Below are 18,291 nucleotides of genomic sequence, written 5' to 3' on the forward strand. Positions count from 1 at the left end.
CGCCACCCCGCCCGGGATCGGCGGTCCCGTGGCCACCGGCGCGGACGGCCACGGGACCGCCGGTCCCGGTGCCCGCGGGAGGACGGGAGCCGGCGGCTGCCAGGATCGGCGGGACGGCGGGACGACGACGCGGGAGGCGCACCGGATGGCGATGGTGCTGGCGCTGGCCTCGGCCGTCGTCTACGGGATGGCCGACTTCTGCGGGGGGATCGCCAGCCGCCGGGCCGCCGCGGCCGCCGTCGTCGCGCTGTCGCAGGCGGCCGGGCTGGTCGCCGTCGTGCTGCTGCTCCCCTGGCTCGGCGGCAGCCCCACACCGGCCGACCTGGGCTGGGGCGCGGCCGCCGGTGTCGCCGGCGGGGCCGGGCTGCTGCTGTTCTACCGCTCGCTGGCCACCGGGGTGATGAGCGTGGTGGCCCCGGTGACGGCGGTGGCGGCCGCGGCGCTGCCGGTGGTCGGCGGCCTGCTGCTCGGCGAGCGGCTCGGCGTCCTGGCCGCGCTCGGCATCCTGCTCGCGCTGGTCGCGGTGGTGCTCGTGGCGGCCGAGGGCGGGCTGTCCTCGCTGCGCGCCGCGCGGCTGGGCACCGTCGCGCCGGCGCTGGCCGCCGGCGCCGGCTTCGGGCTGTTCTTCGTGCTGCTGGACCGCACCGGCGGGGACTCCGGCCTGAGCCCCCTGCTGGCCGCCCGTGTCGTGTCGGTGCTGCTGATCGGCGGGCTCGCGCTGGCGTCGGGCCGCTCGCTGCTGGTGTCCCGCGGGGTGCTGCCGGTGGTGGTGCTCGCCGGCGTCGGCGACATGACGGCCAACGCGCTGTTCCTCGTCGCCACCCAGGTCGGCGAGCAGCTGGCGATCACCGGGGTGCTGGCGTCGCTGTACCCGGCGAGCACGGTCGTGCTGGCGCAGGTCGTGCTGCGCGAGCGGCTGGCCGGGGCGCAGCGCGCCGGGCTGGCCGTCGCGGCGGCCGCCGTCGTCCTCATCGCGCTGCCCGCCTGACCCTCCCGGGGGAGCCGGGCGGACCGGCGGGTGTCGCCCCGGGGGTCCGCTGCCGACAACCGGGACGTGACCCGCCCCCACGAGGCACCGGCGCCCTCCGCATCCGACCCCGTCCTCGCCGACGCCCTGCGCGGCGTGCGCAGCGTCTTCCAGCCCATCGTCGAGATCGACACCGGGCGGGTGGTCGCCTACGAGGCCCTCGCGCGCGGCCCGGTCGGCCCGCTGGAGCGGCCCGACGCGCTGTTCGCCGCGGCCCGCGGCGCCGGCCGGCTCGCGGAGCTGGACGAGGCCTGCCGCGCGGCCGCCTTCCGCGGCGCCGTCGACGGCGGGCTCGTGGCGCCGCTGACCGTCTTCGTCAACGTCGAGCCCGAGGTGCTCGACACCGCGCCGCTGGCCGACCTCGTCGCCATCGCCGAGGGCGCGCCCGGCGACCTGCGGGTGGTCATGGAGATCACCGAGCGGGCCATCGCGGCCCGGCCGGCCGAGCTGCTGCGCACCGTCGAGCGGGTCCGGGAACTGGGCTGGGCCATCGCCGTCGACGACGTCGGCGCCGAGTCGATGTCGCTGGCGTTCCTGCCGCTGCTGTGCCCCGACGTCGTCAAGCTCGACCTGCGCCTGGTGCAGGAGCGCCCGGGCCCGGCGATCGCCGAGATCGTGAACGCGGTCAACGCCTACGCCGAGCGCAGCGGCGCCGTGGTGCTCGCCGAGGGCATCGAGACCGCCGGGCAGCTGGCCTACGCCCGCGGGCTGGGCGCCACCCTCGGCCAGGGCTGGCACCTCGGCCGCCCCGGCCCGGGCGCCGCCCCGGGGCTGCCGGTCGGCGAGCTGGTGCTGCCCGGCGCCGGCCGGCCCACCGGCGCGGTCGGCGCGGTCTCCCCCTTCGCCTGCCTGCCCGACGACGTCCCGCTGCGCCGCGCGCCCAAGGCCCTGCTCATCGAGCTGTCCAAGCAGCTGGAGCGGGAGGCCATGCGCCTGGGCGGGACCTGCGTGGTGGCCGCGACCTTCCAGGAGGCGCGCCACTTCACCGTCGCCACCACCCAGCGCTACCGCGACCTGGTCGAGCGCACCGGCTTCGTCTGCGCGCTGGGCGAGGACCTGCCGGTGGAGCCGCTGCCGGGCGTGCGCGGCGCGCACCTCGCCGACGACGACCCGGTGCGCGGCGAGTGGGACGTCGCCGTCCTGTCCCCGCACTTCAGCGCCGCGCTGCTGGCCCGCGACCTCGGCGACGACGGGCCCGACCTGGAGCGCACGTTCGAGTACGCGCTGACCTACGAGCGCACGACGGTGTCCCGTGCGGCGTCGTCGCTGCTGTCCCGGGTGGCCCCGCGCGCCGGCGGCACCGTGCCCGCGGCGGCCGTCGCGCCCCGGCCGGCGGTGGTGGCGAGCCCGGCGGCCGCCGGCCTGGCCGTGGGCACCACGCAGGCGGAGGCGCTGCTGCGGCGGGCGCTGGAGGCCACGCCGAGCGGGGTGACCGTCGTCGACGTGCGGCTGCCCGACCAGCCGATCGTCTACGCCAACGAGGCCTTCCGGCAGCTGGCCGGCCTGTCCTCGGACGAGATCCTCGGCCGCAACTGCCGGCTGCTGCAGCACCCCGACACCGATCCGGGCGCGGTCGCCCGCGTCCGCGCGGCGGTCGGCGCCGGGCAGCCGTGCCGGGAGACGCTGCTCAACGTCCGCGGCCCCGGGCGGACGCCGTGGTGGAACGAGCTGCACCTCGCGCCGGTGCACGACGCCGACGGCACCGTCGTCCAGTACATCGGCGTGCAGGTGGACGTCACCGCGCGCGTGGAGGCGGAACGGGCCCTGGTCCGCGAGCGCGACCGGACGTCGGCCGCGCTGGCCCGCATCCAGGAGCTGGCCTACACCGACCCGCTGACCGGGCTGCCCAACCGGCGCCGGCTGGAGGAGCAGGTGGAGGCCGCGATCTGGGAGGCCCGCGCCCGCGGCGACGCGCTCGCCCTGCTGTTCGTCGACCTCGACGGGTTCAAGGCGGTCAACGACCGGCTCGGCCACGCCGCCGGCGACGAGCTGCTGCAGGTGGTCGCCCGCCGGCTGCGCGAGCGCGTCCGCCGCCGCGACCTGCTGGCCCGCCTCGGCGGCGACGAGTTCCTCGTCGCGCTGCCGGACCTGCGGCCGGAGACCGCGCCGGAGGAGGCGCGGCGGGTCGCCGACGAGCTCACCGCCTCGATCCGCCGGCCGGTGCCGCTGCACGGCACCGAGGTGCACGTGGACGCGAGCATCGGGGTCAGCGTCTGCCCCGCCGACGGCGTCGCGTTCGCCGACCTGCTGCACCGCGCCGACCTGCGCATGTACGACCGCAAGGCGGTCACCCGCGGCGCCGCCACCCGGGCCGCCACCGCGCGGGCCGCCGCGGGCGCCGCGCCGGTGCCGCGGCGGGAGCCGGCCCTGCCGTAGGGATGCGCCCCGGAGGTCCGCCCGCGCACGGTGACGTCGCGGGCGTTCCCTCAGGCGGGGGGCAGCAGGCCGACCAGTCCCCCGGCGGCCAGCGCGGTCAGCTGCTCGACCAGTTCGGCGGCGGGCACCTCGCGGGTGCCCGACCACCAGTGCGCGGCCAGCTGCACCATGCCGACGACGCCGTAGGCCCACGTCGTCACGGCACCGGTGGGCCGGCCCGCGGCGGCCAGCCGCTCGCCGAGCAGCGCCGCCAGCGCGCCGGCGACCTCCCGCTCGGTGGCGGCCACGAGGTCCGGGCGCCCGGCGCGGCCGGCCGAGGCGTAGGCGAAGCGGTAGAGCTCCGGCTCGTCCTCGACCAGCAGCACGAACGCGGCGATGACCGCGCGCAGCCGCTCGACGTCGTCGCGGCGCTCGGTGGCCAGCTCCCCCAGCAGCCGCGGCAGCAGGACCGCCGAGGAGATGCGCTCGAGGACGGCGTCGACCAGCTCGTCCTTGTCGGTGAAGTAGCGGTAGATGACCGTCTTGGACACCCCGGCGGCGCGGGCGACGTCGTCGACGGCGAACCCCGGGCCGGCCGCGCGGACCGCCTCGACGGCGGCGGCGACGAGCTCCTCGCGGCGGGCGCGGCGGTGCTCGGTCCAGCGGGCGCGCCGTCCGTCCGCGGCCGGCCGCGGGTCGCCGTCGAGCCGCTGCCTGGGTCCCACGGTCACGGCCGCCCTCCCCCACGGAGACACCCGCCGACCCGAGGAGGCCGGCAGACCTGCACCCTGCCGTCCGCGCCCCGTGACGGGAAGGCGTCGGCACCCGTCCGGCTCCCGCCGCGGCGCGCCGCTCACCGGGACGTCGCCGCAGCCTCCTCGACCACCGCGACGCAGGCGGCCCGGTCGGCGTCGCCGTCGGGGGTGAGGTCGTCGTCCCGCCGCAGGCCGGCCGCGCCGTCGAGGCCCTCGCGCAGCACGTCGGCGTCCCCGGCGTGGCGGGCCACCTCGGCCGGCACGTGCACCAGCAGCGCGTGCAGCGTGGGGTGCCGCCGCTCCTCGGGCCACCACGGCACCTCGCCGGTGGCGTCGAGCGGCAGCGCGGCGACCGAGGCGTCGGCGTGCGCGGTGGCGCGGGCGTGCAGCGCCGGGACGTCCCCGCGGGACTCGTCGGCGCGCACCCACAGGTCGTCGTCCCCGGCGTCGGGGTCGTCCCAGACCACCGGCCCCGGGAACGGCCGGCCCACGACGTCGCCGAGGTGGCCGGCCTCCACGCAGGCCAGGTGCTCGACCAGGCCGAGCAGGTCGGTGCCGGTGGCCGTCAGCGGCCGGCGGACGTCTCTCAGCCCTGGGCGAGCTGCGTCGCGTAGAGGCAGATCGCCGCGGCGGCGGCCAGGTTGAGGCTCTCGGCGCGGCCGCGCATCGGGATCCGCACCCGGGCGTCGGCGGCCGCGGCCAGCTCCGGCGGCACCCCGCGCGCCTCGTTGCCGAACAGCCACAGCACCGGCCCGGCGAGGGCGTCCCCCAGCTCGTCGAGGGCGGCCTCGCCCCCGCCGTCGGCGGCCAGCACGGTGACCCCGCGCGCCTGCAGGCCGGCGACCAGCGGCTCCAGCGGCGCACCCCGGACGACGTCGACGTGGAACAGGCTGCCGGCGCTGGAGCGGACCGCCTTGCCGCCGTAGGGGTCGGCGGACCCGGCGCCGAAGACCACCGCGCCGGCGCCGCAGGCGTCGGCGGTGCGCAGCACGGTGCCGGCGTTGCCGGGGTCGGCCAGTCCGGCCAGGCCGACGGCGAGCGCGGGCGGGTCGGCGGTCAGCCGGTCGGCGGGCAGGTCGCGCAGCGCGCAGACGGCGACCAGGCCCTGCGGCGTCACGGTCTCGGACAGGCCCGCGGCGGCCCTCTCGGTGACCAGCCGGACGGGGACGGTGGTGCCGGCGAGCAGGTCGCGGTGCGCGGCGGCCGCGGCCTCGGTGGCGAACACCTCGCGGACGTCGTCCGGTGCGGTGGCCAGCGCCTCGGAGACCGCCTGGCGGCCCTCGGCGAGGAAGGCGCCCGCGGCGTCGCGGCCGGCGCGCCGGGTCAGCTTGCGCGCGGCGGCGACCCGGCCCGACCGCTCGGTCAGCAGCTCGCTCACGTCGTCTCCCCTCGTCGGGATCGGCGGTCCCGTGGCCATCGGGCGCTCGTCGCCACGAGACCGCCGACCTGGCGCGCACACGGGCCCCACACGCACCGACGCCGCCGGCGCCGGCCCAGGTGGACCGGTCACCGACGGCGTCGGGAGGGAGTACCTACGCGGCCTGCTCGCCGCCGGCCGGGGCCGCGGCGACGGCGGCCCGGGCGGTCTCCACCAGGGCGGCGAAGGCGGCCGGCTCGTTGACCGCGAGCTCGGCGAGCACGCGGCGGTCGAGCTCGATGCCGGCCAGCTTCAGGCCCTGCATGAACCGGTTGTAGGTCATGTCGTTCTGCCGCGCCGCGGCGTTGATGCGGGTGATCCACAGCTTGCGGAAGTCACCCTTGCGCGCCTTGCGGTCGCGGTAGTTGTAGGTGGCCGAGTGGAGGATCTGCTCCTTGGCCTTGCGGTACAGGCGCGAACGCTGACCGCGGTACCCGCTGGCGGCCTCGAGGGTCGTCCGGCGCTTCTTCTGGGCGTTGACCGCCCGCTTCACGCGTGCCACGTGAGAACTCCTTGCTGGTTACGGGAGGCGGGGGCTCAGATGCCCAGCAGCTTCTTGATGGTCTTGCTGTCGGCCGGGGACATGACCTGGTCCTTCTCCAGCCGGCGCTTGCGCCGCGAGCTCTTGTGCTCGAACTTGTGCTGGTTGTTGGCCTGCTCCCGCATGATCTTGCCGGTGCCCGTGACGCGCACCCGCTTCGCGGTGCCCTTGTGGGTCTTCTGCTTCGGCATGTCCTCGTCGTCCTGTTCGTGGGTGTCGGCGCCGCCCGGCAGCACGAGGCTGCCGAGACGACGCCGGCCGTCTCGGTGGTGCGTGGTCGGCCCTCCTGCAGGGCCCCGCCGCGAGCGTGGCGAGCGGTGGGGGGCAGGAGGGTCCTTCCTCAGGCCGTCGGGGTCTGCCCCTCGGCGGCCCGGTCGGCCTTGGCCTGACGGCGGGCGCCGTCGGTCGCGGCCTGATTCCGGTGCGGGGCGATCACCATGACCATGTTCCGGCCGTCCTGCTTCGGGTTGGACTCGACGACGCCCAGCTCGGAGACGTCGCCGGCCAGCCGCTGCAGCAGGCGGTAGCCCATCTCGGGCCGCGACTGCTCGCGCCCGCGGAACATCACGGTGATCTTGACCTTGTCGCCCGCCTTGAGGAAGCGCTCGACGTGGCCCTTCTTGGTCTCGTAGTCGTGCGGGTCGATCTTCAGGCGCAGCCGCATCTCCTTGATGACGGTGAGCGCCTGGTTCCGCCGGGCCTCGCGGGCCTTCTGGGCGGACTCGTACTTGAACTTCCCGTAGTCCATCAGCTTGACGACCGGCGGCCGGGCCATCGGCGCGACCTCGACGAGGTCGAGCTCGGAGTCCTGCGCCAGGCGCAGCGCCTCGCCGATCGGCACGATGCCGACCTGCTCGCCCTCCGGGCCCACCAGGCGGACCTCGGGGACGCGGATACGGTCGTTGATACGGGGCTCGGTGATGGCCTCTCCTCTGCTCTGTCACACGGGAGGAGGTCGCGCCCACCCGGGCACCGGAGACGGCGAGGGCCCCGTGAGCGGGTGCTCACAGGGCCCGTCTCGCCGGTGCGGCACCGACCCGTCGCCGGGCCGGGCACGTCGCGGAGGACCGGCCGGGGCAGGCCGGACTCCCGCGAACCGGGGACCTGGGCACCTCGACGGCGCCAGGTGGGAGCGGGCTCCTCTTGGTCAGCGGCCCGGGGCGGGGCCGCTGGAGTGGTTCACGCGCCTCGTGTAGCGGGGAGGCACGCTCATGCTACAGCGTCGCGGACGCTGCAGGTATTCCGGGAGCCGGGACGACGCTCACTCGTGCAGCAGCGGGCCGTGCGCCGGCGCGGGACGGGCGGCGACGTCGGCGGCCAGCAGCGCCCGCAGCCCCTCGACGGCGGTGGCCGCGCGCTCGCCGTCGACCGCCTGCAGCGCCGTCATCGCCACCGCGTCGCCGTTGGCGAGCTCCAGCGTGGCCACCCACGCCCGGCGGTCGAACCGGACGCCGCGCACCGCCGCCCAGGGCAGCGTCCGCTGCCCGAGCAGGTTCCGCACCCGGACGCCCGAGGCGTCGGCGTCCACCCGCGGCCGGCCCAGCAGCAGGATCCCCGCGCCGACGAACAGGCCGATCCCGGCGATGGCCACGCGGTCGGCGGCGTCGAAGGGGTTGAGCTCGTCCGAGGGGTGGGTGACGAGCGCGGTGACGACCATGACGACGACGACCGTGACGGCGAGCAGCGTGCAGACCACCCGCATGAGGAGGGGGACGGCGGAGATCCGGGCGGGGGTGGTGGGCGGCGTCGGCACGACCCCATGGTCCCAGCCCGGCGCGCGCCGCCGGGGCTGGCAGAGTGCCGGGGCGAGGACGCCAGCGCCGTGGAGGTGACCGGACGGGCGCAGCGTGCCGCGTGGCGCGAGCGGTCGGTGCCCGCCGTCGAGCGGGTGCGGTCGGGCCTGTGGTCGGTGCCGGTGCCGATGGGCGGCCCGCTGCGGTGGGTCAACGCCCACGTGCTCGAGCTGGCCGGCGGCGGGCTGGGCCTGGTCGACACCGGCTGGGACGCCGACGACAGCTGGGCGGCGCTGCGCGCCGGGCTGGCCGGGATCGGCGCCGGCGTGCGCGACGTCCGCGGCGTGCTGGTCACCCACATGCACGTGGACCACGTCGGCCTGGCCGGCCGGGTGCGGGAGGCCTCGGGTGCGTGGGTGGCGATGCACCCGGCCGACGCCCGCGACCTGACCGCCTTCACCGCCCGCTCGCCCGAGGAGTCCACCGAGGCGGAGGTCGCCTTCCTCGTCGGGCTGGGCGCCCCCGAGCCGGACGCCCGCGCGGACGCCGGGACGCCGGGACGCCGGAGGAGCGCGCGCGGTGGCGGCGGCTGGCGCTGCCCGACCGGCTGCTCGAGGACGGCGACCGCGCGGACCTGCCCGGCTGGTCGCTGCGCGCCGTCCACACGCCCGGTCACACCGCCGGGCACCTGTGCTTCGCCGACGAGGCCACCGGCCTGTTCTTCGCCGGCGACCACGTCCTGCCCCGCATCAGCCCCAACGTCTCGACGCACGCCGGCGGCGCCGCCGACCCGCTGCGCGACTACCTGTCCTCGCTGGAGCGGGTCGCCGGGGAGGAGGCCGGTGAGGTGCTGCCCGGCCACGAGTGGCGCTTCCGCGGCCTGGCCGGCCGGGCCCGCGAGCTGCGGGCCCACCACGAGCGCCGGCTGGCCGAGCTGCTGGCCGCGGTCCGGGCGCACCCGGGGAGCACCCCGTGGGACCTGGCCGCGCACCTGACGTGGTCGCGGCCGTGGTCGCAGTACGAGCGGCGGATGCGGATCTTCGCCGTCACCGAGACCGACGCCCACCTGCGGCTGCTGGTCACCCGCGGCCTGGTCGTCGGCGACGGCGCGCGGGTGCCGCGCTACGCGGCGGCGCACCTGCGCTGATCCGGCACTAGCCTGGGTGCCCACAGGTCGCGGCACCTCGAAGAAGCGGGTGGCCGCGGCCGGTCCCCGCGAGGTGCCCGTGTCCCAGGACGCCACCCGATCCCTCCCCCTGGCCGACGAGCTGTCGGTCGTCTCCGCGCGCGTGGCCGGGCTGCTGCTCTCCGAGGAGACCGTTGCCACCGCACTGGGCCTGGTCGGCTCCCTCGTGCTGCAGACCGTCCCGGCGGCGGCCGGCGCGGGCGTCTCGATCGTCGACCGCACCGGGCGGCGGTCGTCGGGCTCCACCGATCCGGTGGTCGAGCGCGCCGACGCGCTGCAGTACGAGCTCGACGAGGGGCCGTGCCTGGCCGCGGCCGCCGGGCGGGTGCTCGTGCGGGCCGACGACCTGCGCGCCGAGCCCCGCTGGCCGCACTGGGCCGCCGCGGCGGTCGAGCTCGGCCTGCTGTCCACCCTGAGCGTGCCGCTGGTGGCCGGGGACCGGACGCTGGGAGCCCTCAAGGTCTACGGGGCCGACCCCGGCGTCTTCACCGACCACGACGCGCAGGTGCTCACCCTGTCCGCGGCGCAGGCCGCCCTGCTGGTCACCCACGTCACGGCCCGGGAGCAGGCCCGCCGGGCCAGTGACGACCTGCGGAGGGCCGTGACGACGCGCGACGTCGTCAGCACCGCCAAGGGGGTGCTCATGGCCCGGCACGGCGTCGGCGAGGAGACCGCGCTGGCCATGCTGCTGTCCCGCTCCGGAGGGGACGCCGGCACGCTGCGGCAGGCGGCCCGGGCGGTGGTCGACTCGGCCGTCCGCCGGCTCCGCTGATGGTCGCCGCCGGCGTCCCCGACGAGGACCGGCGCACCGTGCTCGTGGCCGCGCTCCGGCACGCCGAGCTCACCCTCGAGCAGCTGTGGCTGCGGTACTTCGAGCTCGGGGGCAACGCCGACCTGTTCGACGTCGAGGCCCACCTGGACGGGCTGGCGCGGCTGTCCGACCTCGACGGCGACCTGCTGGCCGTCGCGGTCAACGAGCGGCTCGACGAGCTGTCCGCGGCCCGCCGGGTGCCCTACTCGCGGCCGCTGCGCCCGCCCCGGCCCACCACCGGGCCGCTGGCGGCGCTGCTGCAGCTGCTCGAGGCCGCCCGCAGCGCCCCGCCGGACCGGCTGCCGCAGCTGGCCGCGGGGGCCGGCCGGGTGCTGGGCGTCGACGTCACGGTGCACGTCGTCGACCACGAGCAGCGCCGGCTGGTGCAGCTGCCCGGCGAGGGCCGCAGATCCGGCGAGCCGGTCGCCGTCGACGGCACCCTGCCGGGGCGCGTCTTCCAGTCGGGGCAGCTGCTGCCGTCGGAGGCCGGGGGGCTGCCGCGCCTGTGGGTGCCGCTGCTCGACGGCGCCGACCGGGTCGGCGTCCTGGAGGTGCGGGTGGAGGCCGCCCGGGACCTCGAGGACCCCGGCCTGCGCGACCAGTGCTGGTGGCTGGCCTCGATGGTCGCCCACCTGGTCACCTCGATGGGCGTCTACGGCGACGTGCTCGAGTGCACCCGGCGCACCCGGCCGCGGACGCCGTCGGCCGAGCTGGTCTGGCAGCAGCTCCCCCCGCTGACCGCCGCGACCGACGCCTTCGTCGTCGCCGGCCTGCTGGAACCCAGCGCCGCCGTCGGCGGGGACGCCTTCGACTACGCGCTCGCCGAGGACGCGGTGTGGCTGACCGTGCTCGACGCCATGGGACACGGCCTCGGGGCGGGGCTGATGAGCGCCGCGACGCTCGCCACCGCCCGCAGCGCACGGCGGGACGGGCGCGGCCTGCACGACCAGGTCCGCGCGGTGGACGAGGTGGTCGCCGCGACGTTCCCCCGCAGCGCCTTCGTCACGGGGGTGCTCGCCCAGCTCGACGTCGCCACGGGGCGGCTGCGCTACGTCCGCGCCGGGCACCCGCCGCCGCTGCTGCTGCGGCGCGGGCGCGTGGTCAAGGAGCTCAGCGGAGGCGGGCGGGTGCCCCTCGGGCTCGGCACGCCGGCGTTCGAGGTCGCCGAGGAGGTGCTCGAGCCCGGGGACTGGCTGGTGCTCTACACCGACGGCGTCACCGAGGCGCGCGACGCCGCGGGACGGTGGTTCGGCGAGCAGCGGCTGGTCGAGTTCCTCACCCGGGCGGTCGCGGCCGGGCACCCCCCGCCGGAGACCGTGCGCCGGCTGGTGCGCGCGGTCCTCGACCACCAGGGCGGCGTGCTGCAGGACGACGCGAGCATCCTCATCGCCTCCTGGACCACCCGCTGACCGGTCGCACCCCCGCGGCCGGCCGGCCGTGCAGGGGCCGTCACACGACCGCAACGCCCACCGGCCACCATGGACCGGTGACCTCCTCCCCCGACGCCCCGGCGCTCGCGACCGGTCCGGAGCAGGCAGCCGGCCCCGCGCCGCTGGCCGGGTACACCGTGGCGGTCACCGCCGCGCGGCGGCGGGAGGAGCTCGGCGCGCTGCTCGACCGCCGCGGCGCCCGGGTGGTGTACGCCCCGGCGATCCGGATCGTGCCGCTGGCCGACGACGCCGAGCTGGTCGCCGCCACCGAGGCGGTGCTCGCCGCGCCGGTGGACCTGGTGGTCGCGACGACGGGCGTGGGCTTCCGCGGGTGGCTGGAGGCCGCCGAGGCCTGGGACCTGCCGCTGGTCGGGCACCTGCGCGGCGCCCGGGTGCTCGCCCGCGGCCCCAAGGCGCGCGGCGCCATCCGCGGCGGCGGGCTGGTCGACGCGTGGTCGCCGGCGTCGGAGTCGTCGGCCGAGGTGCTCGAGCACCTGCTGTCCGGCGCGGAGGGCCCGCTGGAGGGGCGCCGGGTCGCCGTCCAGCTGCACGGCGACCCGCTGCCGGAGTTCGTCGACGCGCTGCGCGCGACCGGCGCCGAGGTGCTGACCGTGCCGGTCTACCGGTGGGTGCTGCCCGAGGACGTCGCGCCGCTGCGCCGGCTGGTCGGTCAGGTCGTGGCCCGCGCGGTCGACGCGGTGACCTTCACCAGCGCACCGGCCGCGGCCAGCCTGCTGTCGGTGGCCGCCGAGCTCGGCCGCCGGGACGAGCTGGTCGCCGCGCTGGCCGGCGGCGGGGTGCTGCCGGTCGCCGTCGGTCCGGTCACCGCCGGCCCACTGACCGCCGCCGGCATCCCGACGCTGCAGCCCGAGCGCTCCCGGCTGGGCGCGCTGGCCCGTGAGGTCGTCGCCCGGCTGCCCGAGCGGGACCCGGTGCTGCGGGTGGGCGGCGCCGCGCTGCAGGTCCGCGGGCACGCCGCCGTCCTCGACGGCCGCCTGGTCGAGCTGCCGCCGGGGCCGATGGCGGTGCTGCGGGCGCTGGCCGCCCGTCCCGGCGCCGTCGTCGCCAAGGCCGACCTGGTGCCCGGGCTGCCCGGCGGCGGGGACGGGCACGCGGTGGAGATGGCGGTGACCCGGCTGCGCGCCGCGCTCGGGCCGGGCGTCGTCGAGACCGTCGTCAAGCGCGGCTACCGCCTGGCGGTGTGAGTCCCCGCGCACGTCCGCGGACGTGCGCGGGGACCGCGCTCACACGCCGACCGCGCGGGCGGTCGGCCGCAGGTAGACCGCCCAGGTGACCGCGACGCAGACCGCGTAGAAGGCGATGAAAACGAGGTAGGCGGCGTCGCCGCTGCCGGTGGTGAGGAACGACTGCCGGAACGCGAGGTTCACCAGCACCCCGCCGAACGCGCCGACCGCGCCGGCGATGCCGATCAGCGCCCCGGACGTCCGCAGCGCCTGCCGGTCGGCGGCGGCGGGGTCGGCGCCGGCGGCCACCCGCTGCCGCGCCCGGGTGCGGGAGACCGCCGGGATCATCTTGTAGGTCGACCCGTTGCCGACCCCGCTGAGCGCGAACAGCAGCACGAATCCGACGACGAACAGCGGCAGCGACCCCACCCGGCTCGCCGCGAGGACCACCGCGGCGCCGGCGGCCATCGCGACGAAGGTCCAGAGGGTGATCCGGGCACCGCCGAAGCGGTCGGCCAGCGACCCGCCGAGCGGCCGGACCAGGCTGCCGAGCAGCGGGCCCAGCCAGGTCAGCGACGCCGCGGCCAGCGGGGTGGCGAAGTCCTCGCCGAACTGGTTCTGCAGCACCTGGCCGAAGGCGAACCCGAAGCCGATGAACGAGCCGAAGGTGCCGACGTAGAGGAACGACATGACGTAGGTGTGCGGCTCGCGGGCCGCCTCGCGCAGGGCCCGCGGCTGGTTGCGCGCCGTCGTCAGGTTGTCCATGAGCAGGGCCGCGCCGACGGCGGCGACGACGATCAGCGGGACGTAGACGCAGAGCACGATCCGCGGGTGCTCCACCCCAGCGGTCGCCAGCACGAGCAGGCCGACGAGCTGCACCACCGGGACGCCGAGGTTGCCGCCGCCGGCGTTGAGGCCCAGCGCCCAGCCCTTGAGCCGGTCGGGGTAGAAGGCGTTGATGTTGGCCATGGAGCTGGCGAAGTTGCCGCCGCCGACGCCGGCGAGGCAGGAGACGACCAGCAGCGTCGTGTAGGAGACGCCGGGCTCGAGGACGACGGCGGTGGCGATCGTCGGGACCAGCAGCAGGGCGGCGCTGACGATCGTCCAGTTGCGGCCGCCGAACGTGGCGACGGCGAAGGTGTAGGGCAGCCGGACGGCGGCGCCCAGCGCGGTCGGCAGCGTGGTGAGCAGGAACTTGCCGGCCGGGTCGATGCCGAACACCGGCTCGGGCAGGAACAGCACCACGACCGACCACAGGCTCCAGACCGAGAAGCCGACGTGCTCGGAGAACACCGAGAAGAACAGGTTGCGGCGGGCGACCCGCCGGCCGGTGGTCTCCCAGAACTGCGGGTCCTCGGGGCGCCAGTCGTCGATCCAGCGCCGGCCGCGCGGCGGGCTCGACGGCGCGGGGGCGGTGGGTGGCGCGGTGCGCGTGGGGGCGGCCATGGACCGGGAGCGTCGCGGGCGGCGGTTTCCCCTCCGTCGCCGTCGGGCTGACCGTGTGTTCCGTTGTGCTCACCGGCCCTGCCCCGCTGTGGTGAGGGTCCGGGCGCCGGGCCGACACGGGGCGGCCGGCTCGGCCATGATCGACGGCGTGGCGGAGTACACGGAGGCGGCACCGGGACGCGCGCTCGTGGAGTCCGGGGAACTGGTCGCCGGGACGATGGCGCGCACGGCCGCGGGGCTGGTGTTCGACGACGGCTCGGCGAAGGTGCGCCTGGACGGCGGGCTGGCCGCGTGGCTGCGGCGCACCGCGACCGCGGCCGACACCGACCCGCCCGCGCCGGTGTCCTCCCGCGCCCGCTGCCGCGCCGGCGCCGCGCTCGCCTTCGCCGCCGAGCTGTCGGTGACCCGCGCCGCCCAGGGCCGCACGGTGCGCACCGACGGGTTCCTCACCCCCGGTCCCGGCGACCGCGCGCCCGCCGACGAGGTGGCCGAGGCCGTGGTGCTCGCCGCGCGTGCCGTCACCGAGGAGTGGCGGGTGCGCCACCTCGGCTACCTGCTCGCCGAGGCCGCCGTCTCCCCCGACCTCGACGCCGCCGTGGTGTTCCGCGGGCTGCGGGTGGCCACGGAGCTCACCGGCCGGCAGTGGGTGCTGCTGGCCGCGGTCGGCCGGCGCGAGCGCACCCCGCTGCCGATGGCGCCGGTGCCGCAGGACCCGCGCGGCTGGACCGCGTGGGGCGCGCTGGAGGACCTCACCGACCTGCAGCGCCGCGGACTGCTCGACCCGCCGCCGGCGACCCCGCGCCCCGGCGGCGCGGCGCTCCCCCGGCTGCGCCCGGCCGACCTGCGGCTGACCCGCCGCGGCGTGCTCGTGCACCGGCTGCTGGCGCTGGACTTCGTGCGCGACGCGACGGTCGCCGCCGCCCTCGCCGAGCTGGCCTGACCTCCCCGGCGGATCGTGACCCGTCCGTGACCTGCCGGTGTGGGTGCGGCGGGTGCCCCGCAGCGTGGAAGGGGTGACGGCCGACCGCGGGAGGGCACGGGTGGAGCAGGGCTTCGAGGACGCGTCCTTCGAGGACTTCGTGTCCCGCGAGCAGGCCGGGCTGCTGCGCCTGGCCGTGCTCCTCGCCGGGGACCGCGGGCACGCCGAGGACCTGGTGCAGACCGCGCTGCTCAAGACCTACCGGCACTGGGGCCGGGTCACCCGCGGCGGCGACCCGACCGCCTACGTCCGCCGGGTCCTCGTCACCACCCACACCAGCTGGCGGCGCCGGCTGGCGAGCACCGAGCAGGTGGTCGAGACGCTGCCCGACCGCGCCGACCCGGCGCGGCCGCGCGAGGACGACGAGGAGCTGCGCGCCGCGCTGCGCTCGCTGCCGCCGCGGATGCGCGCCGCCGTCGTCCTGCGCTACTACGCCGACCTCTCCGAGCAGCAGGCCGCCGAGGCGATGGGCTGCTCGGCCAGCGCGGTGAACACCCACACCACCCGGGGGCTGGCCCGCCTGCGCGCGCTGCTGGCGCCGCCGGTCCTCGTGAGCGGGGAGGACTCCTGATGGACGACCTGACCCACCGGCTGACCCGGCTCGCCGAGCGCACCGCTCCCCCGCCGCGGGAGGACCTCGCCGCCGCGGTGGTGACGCGGCACCGGCGCGACCGGCGCCGGCGCACGGGCATCGCCGCGGTCGCCGTCGCGGTGGCGGCCGTGGTGGTGGCGGTGCCGGTGGTGGTGCGCGGCGGGGACGACCCGGTCCCCGCCGCCGGCGTGGCCGCGCCCGGGAAGGCCGCGGCCGACGTGCTCTCCGGACCCACCCGCGGCTCGCTGGCCGGGGACGCGGCGTTCGTCGAGGGCGTGCGTCGGCTGCCGTGGTCGAGCGCGGACGTCGGCGTGCCCGAGCCGGCCGTGGCCGACCGGCACGTCGTCTTCGCCGGGGACGTCGCCGGCGCGCGCTGGGCCCTGGTGGCCGCCCGCACCGGGGCGCAACCGCCGCCGCTCGTGCCCGACCCCGAGTTGGAGACCGACCTCGGCGTGCGCGGCGGGACCGTCGTCGCCTGGTTCACGGGCCCGGCCGGCGCGACGGCGGAGCAGATGACGGTGCAGGACGTGCCGCACGCCGTCGACCCCTCCCTTCCCCTGGCCTACGCCGACACGGGGATCGACGCGGTGGTGGTCGTGGCCGCGCCGGGTGACGTGGTCAGCGTGTCCGAGCGGCCGGAGGTCGCCGCCGACGGCACCGTCTCGCGCACCTGGACGGAGGTGGCGGCCCCCGACGGCGTCGCGGTGCTCGACCGCGGACCGTCGTCGCTGCCCTCCGACGCCGCCTTCCGCTACCGCGTCGAGCGCGACGGGTCCGTGCTGGCCACCGGCATGCCGGACACCCGCTGGGCCGAGGCCCCGCCGGGCGACCTCGACGTCGCCTGGGCGCGCGAGCAGCCGCCGGCGGCGCCCGGCGACGAGGTGCGCACGGGCGAGATGGAGTCCCTCCTCGCGCGCACCGGGCTGACCGCGGACGCCGTCGCCTTCACCGTGCTGTGGGCCGGCGACGTGCCCGCGCCCACCGTCGGCACCGCCCGGGTGGCCGTCTTCTCCGCCACCCTCCCCTCGGGTGCGGTGTACGTGGGGACGACGGCCGCGGTGGCCGTCGACCGCAGCGGCAGCGCCGGCTGGAGCTGCGGGTCGGCGCTGCGGGCAGCCGGCGAGGGCGACCGGGCGGTGGCCGCGGTGTGCGAGGTGACCGACGCCAGTGCGGACTCGCCCGTGCTGCCGACCCTGGTCGTGGTGGCCCCGCCGGGGGCGACGGCGGTGCGGCTGCTGGACGCAGCCGGCGGCCTGCTCGGCGAGACCGCGCTCGACGACGGCGTCGCGGTGGTCGCGGCCCCCGGGGACCTGGCGTCGGTGGAGACCCTCGACGCGGCGGGCGCGGTGCTCGAGCGCGCCCAGCCGCTCCTGGAGGCGTCGCTCGAGTGAGGATCCCGGTGCTGCTGGCCGCCGCCCTGCTCGCCGGCTGCGCGGGAGCACCCGGCGGCTCCGGCGAGGTCGTCTGCCCGCCGATCGGGTGGGTCCACGCGGTGCGGGTGGAGCTCACCGGCGACTGGACCGGTCCGGCCCCGGCGTCGGTGCGGGTGGTCTGCGAGCCCTCGTGCGGGCAGGTCGTCCGCCTCGACCGGGACCCCGAGCCGCGGCGCGAGGTCACCGCGCCGCTGACCGGGACGACGGCCGGCGTACCGACGGACACGGGGACACCGGACGCCGCGACCGTCACCGTGCTCGCGGCCGACGGCGGTGCGCTCGCCGAGGTCGACGCCGACCTGGACTGGGTGCGGGTCGGGGGCAGCGAGGAGTGCGGCGGGCCGATGGAGGCCACCGTCGTCGTCCCGGCGCCCTGAGCGCTCGGGTGCTCCCACGGGTGTGCGCTCCCGGGGCCCACGGCCCCGTCGGTCGGCCGGGGAGCGCACGCCCGACCGCGCGGAGAGCACGGGCCCGTGCACAGGGCGCGGGATGTGCACGGGGCGCGACCCGGGGCGGTCCGGCACCGCGCTCGGTGCACACGCCGCGCCTCCGACGCCGGCGCGCGGAGCGGTCAGGCCGAGCGGGCGTAGGCGGCGGGCGTCGTCGCCAGCATCCGGCGGAAGTGCCGGGTCAGGTGCGCCTGGTCGAAGAAGCCGACCGCCGTCGCCACCTCCGCGGCGGGCAACCCGTCGAGCAGCAGCCGCCGGGCGCGGTCGACCCGCCGGCCGGTCAGGTACCGGTGCGGCGGCAGCCCGTGCCGGCGGGTGAACGCGCGGACCAGGTGGGTCGGGTGCACGCCCCACCCGGCCGCCGTCGCCTCCAGGGACACCCCGTCGGCGAGGCGGGCGTCGAGCAGGTCGCGCAGCCGGTCGGCGAGCGGGTCGTCCCGCACGGACGGGGCCGCGACGACGGCGCGGTCGAGGTGCCGGCGCAGCCGCTCGAGCACGAACGCCAGCCGGCTCTCCGCCTCCAGCGCCTCGCTGTGCGGGGTGAGCGCGGCGTGCAGCCGGGAGACGCGGTCGCGCAGCACGGGGTCGGCGAGCGCGGGGTGGTCGACGGCGGGACCGATGCGCTGCTCGCCCAGGGTCGCCGGCTCCAGGTAGAGCACCCGCTTCCGGAAACCGCCGGGGAACTGCGACCGCCCGTCGTGCGGCACGCCGGGCGGCAGCAGGGTGACCGCGGCCGGGGAGGCGCCGTGCGCGTGCCGGTCGAGGTCGTAGCGGACGGCGCCGTCGTCGACGAGCAGCAGCGTCCAGGCGTCGTGGGTGTGCGGCGGGTAGACGTGGTCGGTGAAGCGGGCGTGGAACACCTCGGTCAGGCCCGGGACCGGAGGCCGCCAGGCGACCACCTCAGCCGTCACGACAGGAACGTACAAGAACAGGGCCGCCGCCCGGCCCGACGC

General features: G+C 77.8%; 19 protein-coding genes and 1 pseudogene. 11 read left to right on the plus strand and 9 right to left on the minus strand.

Features of this window, described 5'->3' with window-relative positions:
- Nucleotides 1-145 precede the first annotated feature (145 nt).
- Together ACI8AB_RS20845 and ACI8AB_RS20850 are read left to right on the plus strand one after the other, a co-directional pair.
- Nucleotides 146-988 carry an EamA family transporter gene (locus ACI8AB_RS20845; protein ID WP_387987058.1) on the plus strand — a complete coding sequence of 281 codons (843 nt, stop codon included), beginning with the start codon at nucleotides 146-148 and terminating at the stop codon, nucleotides 986-988.
- Between the two features lie 66 nt (nucleotides 989-1,054).
- Nucleotides 1,055-3,403 carry a diguanylate cyclase domain-containing protein gene (locus ACI8AB_RS20850; RefSeq protein ID WP_456951693.1) on the plus strand — a complete coding sequence of 783 codons (2,349 nt, stop codon included), beginning with the start codon at nucleotides 1,055-1,057 and terminating at the stop codon, nucleotides 3,401-3,403.
- A 50-nt stretch (nucleotides 3,404-3,453) separates the two neighbouring features.
- Here ACI8AB_RS20850 and ACI8AB_RS20855 read toward each other — a convergent pair whose 3' ends face one another.
- The 7 genes from ACI8AB_RS20855 to ACI8AB_RS20885 form a co-directional block, all read right to left on the minus strand.
- Nucleotides 3,454-4,113, minus strand: coding sequence for a TetR/AcrR family transcriptional regulator (locus tag ACI8AB_RS20855; RefSeq protein ID WP_456951694.1), 660 nt, complete (start codon nucleotides 4,111-4,113; stop codon nucleotides 3,454-3,456).
- A gap of 122 nt (nucleotides 4,114-4,235) precedes the next feature.
- The gene (locus ACI8AB_RS20860) at nucleotides 4,236-4,757 is read right to left on the minus strand and encodes a mycothiol transferase (protein WP_456951721.1); all 522 of its coding nucleotides are present in this window, start codon (nucleotides 4,755-4,757) and stop codon (nucleotides 4,236-4,238) included.
- The gene (locus ACI8AB_RS20865) at nucleotides 4,724-5,515 is read right to left on the minus strand and encodes a TrmH family RNA methyltransferase (RefSeq protein ID WP_456951695.1); all 792 of its coding nucleotides are present in this window, start codon (nucleotides 5,513-5,515) and stop codon (nucleotides 4,724-4,726) included. The genes ACI8AB_RS20860 and ACI8AB_RS20865 overlap by 34 nt, the downstream gene beginning before the upstream one ends.
- Nucleotides 5,516-5,669: 154 nt before the next feature.
- A complete protein-coding gene (rplT, locus tag ACI8AB_RS20870; RefSeq protein ID WP_075015337.1) occupies nucleotides 5,670-6,056 on the minus strand; it encodes a 50S ribosomal protein L20 in 387 nt (128 codons plus the stop codon).
- A gap of 35 nt (nucleotides 6,057-6,091) precedes the next feature.
- A complete protein-coding gene (gene rpmI, locus ACI8AB_RS20875) occupies nucleotides 6,092-6,286 on the minus strand; it encodes a 50S ribosomal protein L35 (RefSeq protein ID WP_387987043.1) in 195 nt (64 codons plus the stop codon).
- 149 nt (nucleotides 6,287-6,435) lie between these two features.
- Nucleotides 6,436-6,966: a translation initiation factor IF-3 gene (gene infC, locus ACI8AB_RS20880; RefSeq protein WP_387987040.1), complete on the minus strand. Its 531-nt coding sequence runs from the start codon at nucleotides 6,964-6,966 to the stop codon at nucleotides 6,436-6,438.
- A gap of 390 nt (nucleotides 6,967-7,356) precedes the next feature.
- Complete coding sequence (locus ACI8AB_RS20885) at nucleotides 7,357-7,848, minus strand: PH domain-containing protein (protein ID WP_456951696.1); 492 nt, start codon at nucleotides 7,846-7,848, stop codon at nucleotides 7,357-7,359.
- Nucleotides 7,849-8,016: 168 nt separating this feature from the next.
- Here ACI8AB_RS20885 and ACI8AB_RS20890 point away from each other — a divergent pair.
- From ACI8AB_RS20890 to ACI8AB_RS20910, 5 genes and pseudogenes are all read left to right on the plus strand, one after another.
- Nucleotides 8,017-8,211 (plus strand): annotated as a pseudogene (locus ACI8AB_RS20890) (MBL fold metallo-hydrolase); the annotation flags it as partial.
- Nucleotides 8,212-8,240: 29 nt separating this feature from the next.
- Complete coding sequence (locus ACI8AB_RS20895; protein ID WP_456951697.1) at nucleotides 8,241-8,975, plus strand: MBL fold metallo-hydrolase; 735 nt, start codon at nucleotides 8,241-8,243, stop codon at nucleotides 8,973-8,975.
- 16 nt (nucleotides 8,976-8,991) lie between these two features.
- Nucleotides 8,992-9,786, plus strand: a complete 795-nt coding sequence (locus tag ACI8AB_RS20900) for a GAF and ANTAR domain-containing protein (protein ID WP_387987032.1) — start codon at nucleotides 8,992-8,994, stop codon at nucleotides 9,784-9,786.
- Nucleotides 9,786-11,234 carry a PP2C family protein-serine/threonine phosphatase gene (locus ACI8AB_RS20905; RefSeq protein WP_456951698.1) on the plus strand — a complete coding sequence of 483 codons (1,449 nt, stop codon included), beginning with the start codon at nucleotides 9,786-9,788 and terminating at the stop codon, nucleotides 11,232-11,234. Before ACI8AB_RS20900 ends, ACI8AB_RS20905 begins: the two co-directional genes overlap by 1 nt.
- Nucleotides 11,235-11,311: 77 nt before the next feature.
- Nucleotides 11,312-12,460: a uroporphyrinogen-III synthase gene (locus ACI8AB_RS20910; protein WP_456951699.1), complete on the plus strand. Its 1,149-nt coding sequence runs from the start codon at nucleotides 11,312-11,314 to the stop codon at nucleotides 12,458-12,460.
- Between the two features lie 39 nt (nucleotides 12,461-12,499).
- Here ACI8AB_RS20910 and ACI8AB_RS20915 read toward each other — a convergent pair whose 3' ends face one another.
- Nucleotides 12,500-13,885 (minus strand): nitrate/nitrite transporter, encoded by a 1,386-nt coding sequence (locus ACI8AB_RS20915; RefSeq protein WP_456951700.1) that lies wholly within the window; start codon nucleotides 13,883-13,885, stop codon nucleotides 12,500-12,502.
- A gap of 148 nt (nucleotides 13,886-14,033) precedes the next feature.
- On the opposite strand from ACI8AB_RS20915, the gene ACI8AB_RS20920 reads away from it, so the two are divergent.
- The 4 genes from ACI8AB_RS20920 (at nucleotide 14,034) to ACI8AB_RS20935 (ending at nucleotide 17,266) form a co-directional block, all read left to right on the plus strand.
- Nucleotides 14,034-14,825, plus strand: a complete 792-nt coding sequence (locus tag ACI8AB_RS20920) for a hypothetical protein (RefSeq protein ID WP_456951701.1) — start codon at nucleotides 14,034-14,036, stop codon at nucleotides 14,823-14,825.
- Between the two features lie 73 nt (nucleotides 14,826-14,898).
- The gene (locus ACI8AB_RS20925) at nucleotides 14,899-15,435 is read left to right on the plus strand and encodes a SigE family RNA polymerase sigma factor (RefSeq protein ID WP_456951702.1); all 537 of its coding nucleotides are present in this window, start codon (nucleotides 14,899-14,901) and stop codon (nucleotides 15,433-15,435) included.
- Entirely contained in the window at nucleotides 15,435-16,847 is a 1,413-nt protein-coding gene (locus ACI8AB_RS20930; RefSeq protein WP_456951703.1) for a hypothetical protein, read from the plus strand. The genes ACI8AB_RS20925 and ACI8AB_RS20930 overlap by 1 nt, the downstream gene beginning before the upstream one ends.
- Nucleotides 16,844-17,266, plus strand: coding sequence for a hypothetical protein (locus ACI8AB_RS20935; protein ID WP_456951704.1), 423 nt, complete (start codon nucleotides 16,844-16,846; stop codon nucleotides 17,264-17,266). Before ACI8AB_RS20930 ends, ACI8AB_RS20935 begins: the two co-directional genes overlap by 4 nt.
- A gap of 194 nt (nucleotides 17,267-17,460) precedes the next feature.
- Here ACI8AB_RS20935 and ACI8AB_RS20940 read toward each other — a convergent pair whose 3' ends face one another.
- On the minus strand, nucleotides 17,461-18,249 hold the full coding sequence (locus ACI8AB_RS20940) for an AraC family transcriptional regulator (protein WP_456951705.1): 789 nt from the start codon (nucleotides 18,247-18,249) through the stop codon (nucleotides 17,461-17,463).
- Nucleotides 18,250-18,291 lie beyond the last annotated feature (42 nt).

The organism is Geodermatophilus sp. SYSU D00698, assembly GCF_054050335.1.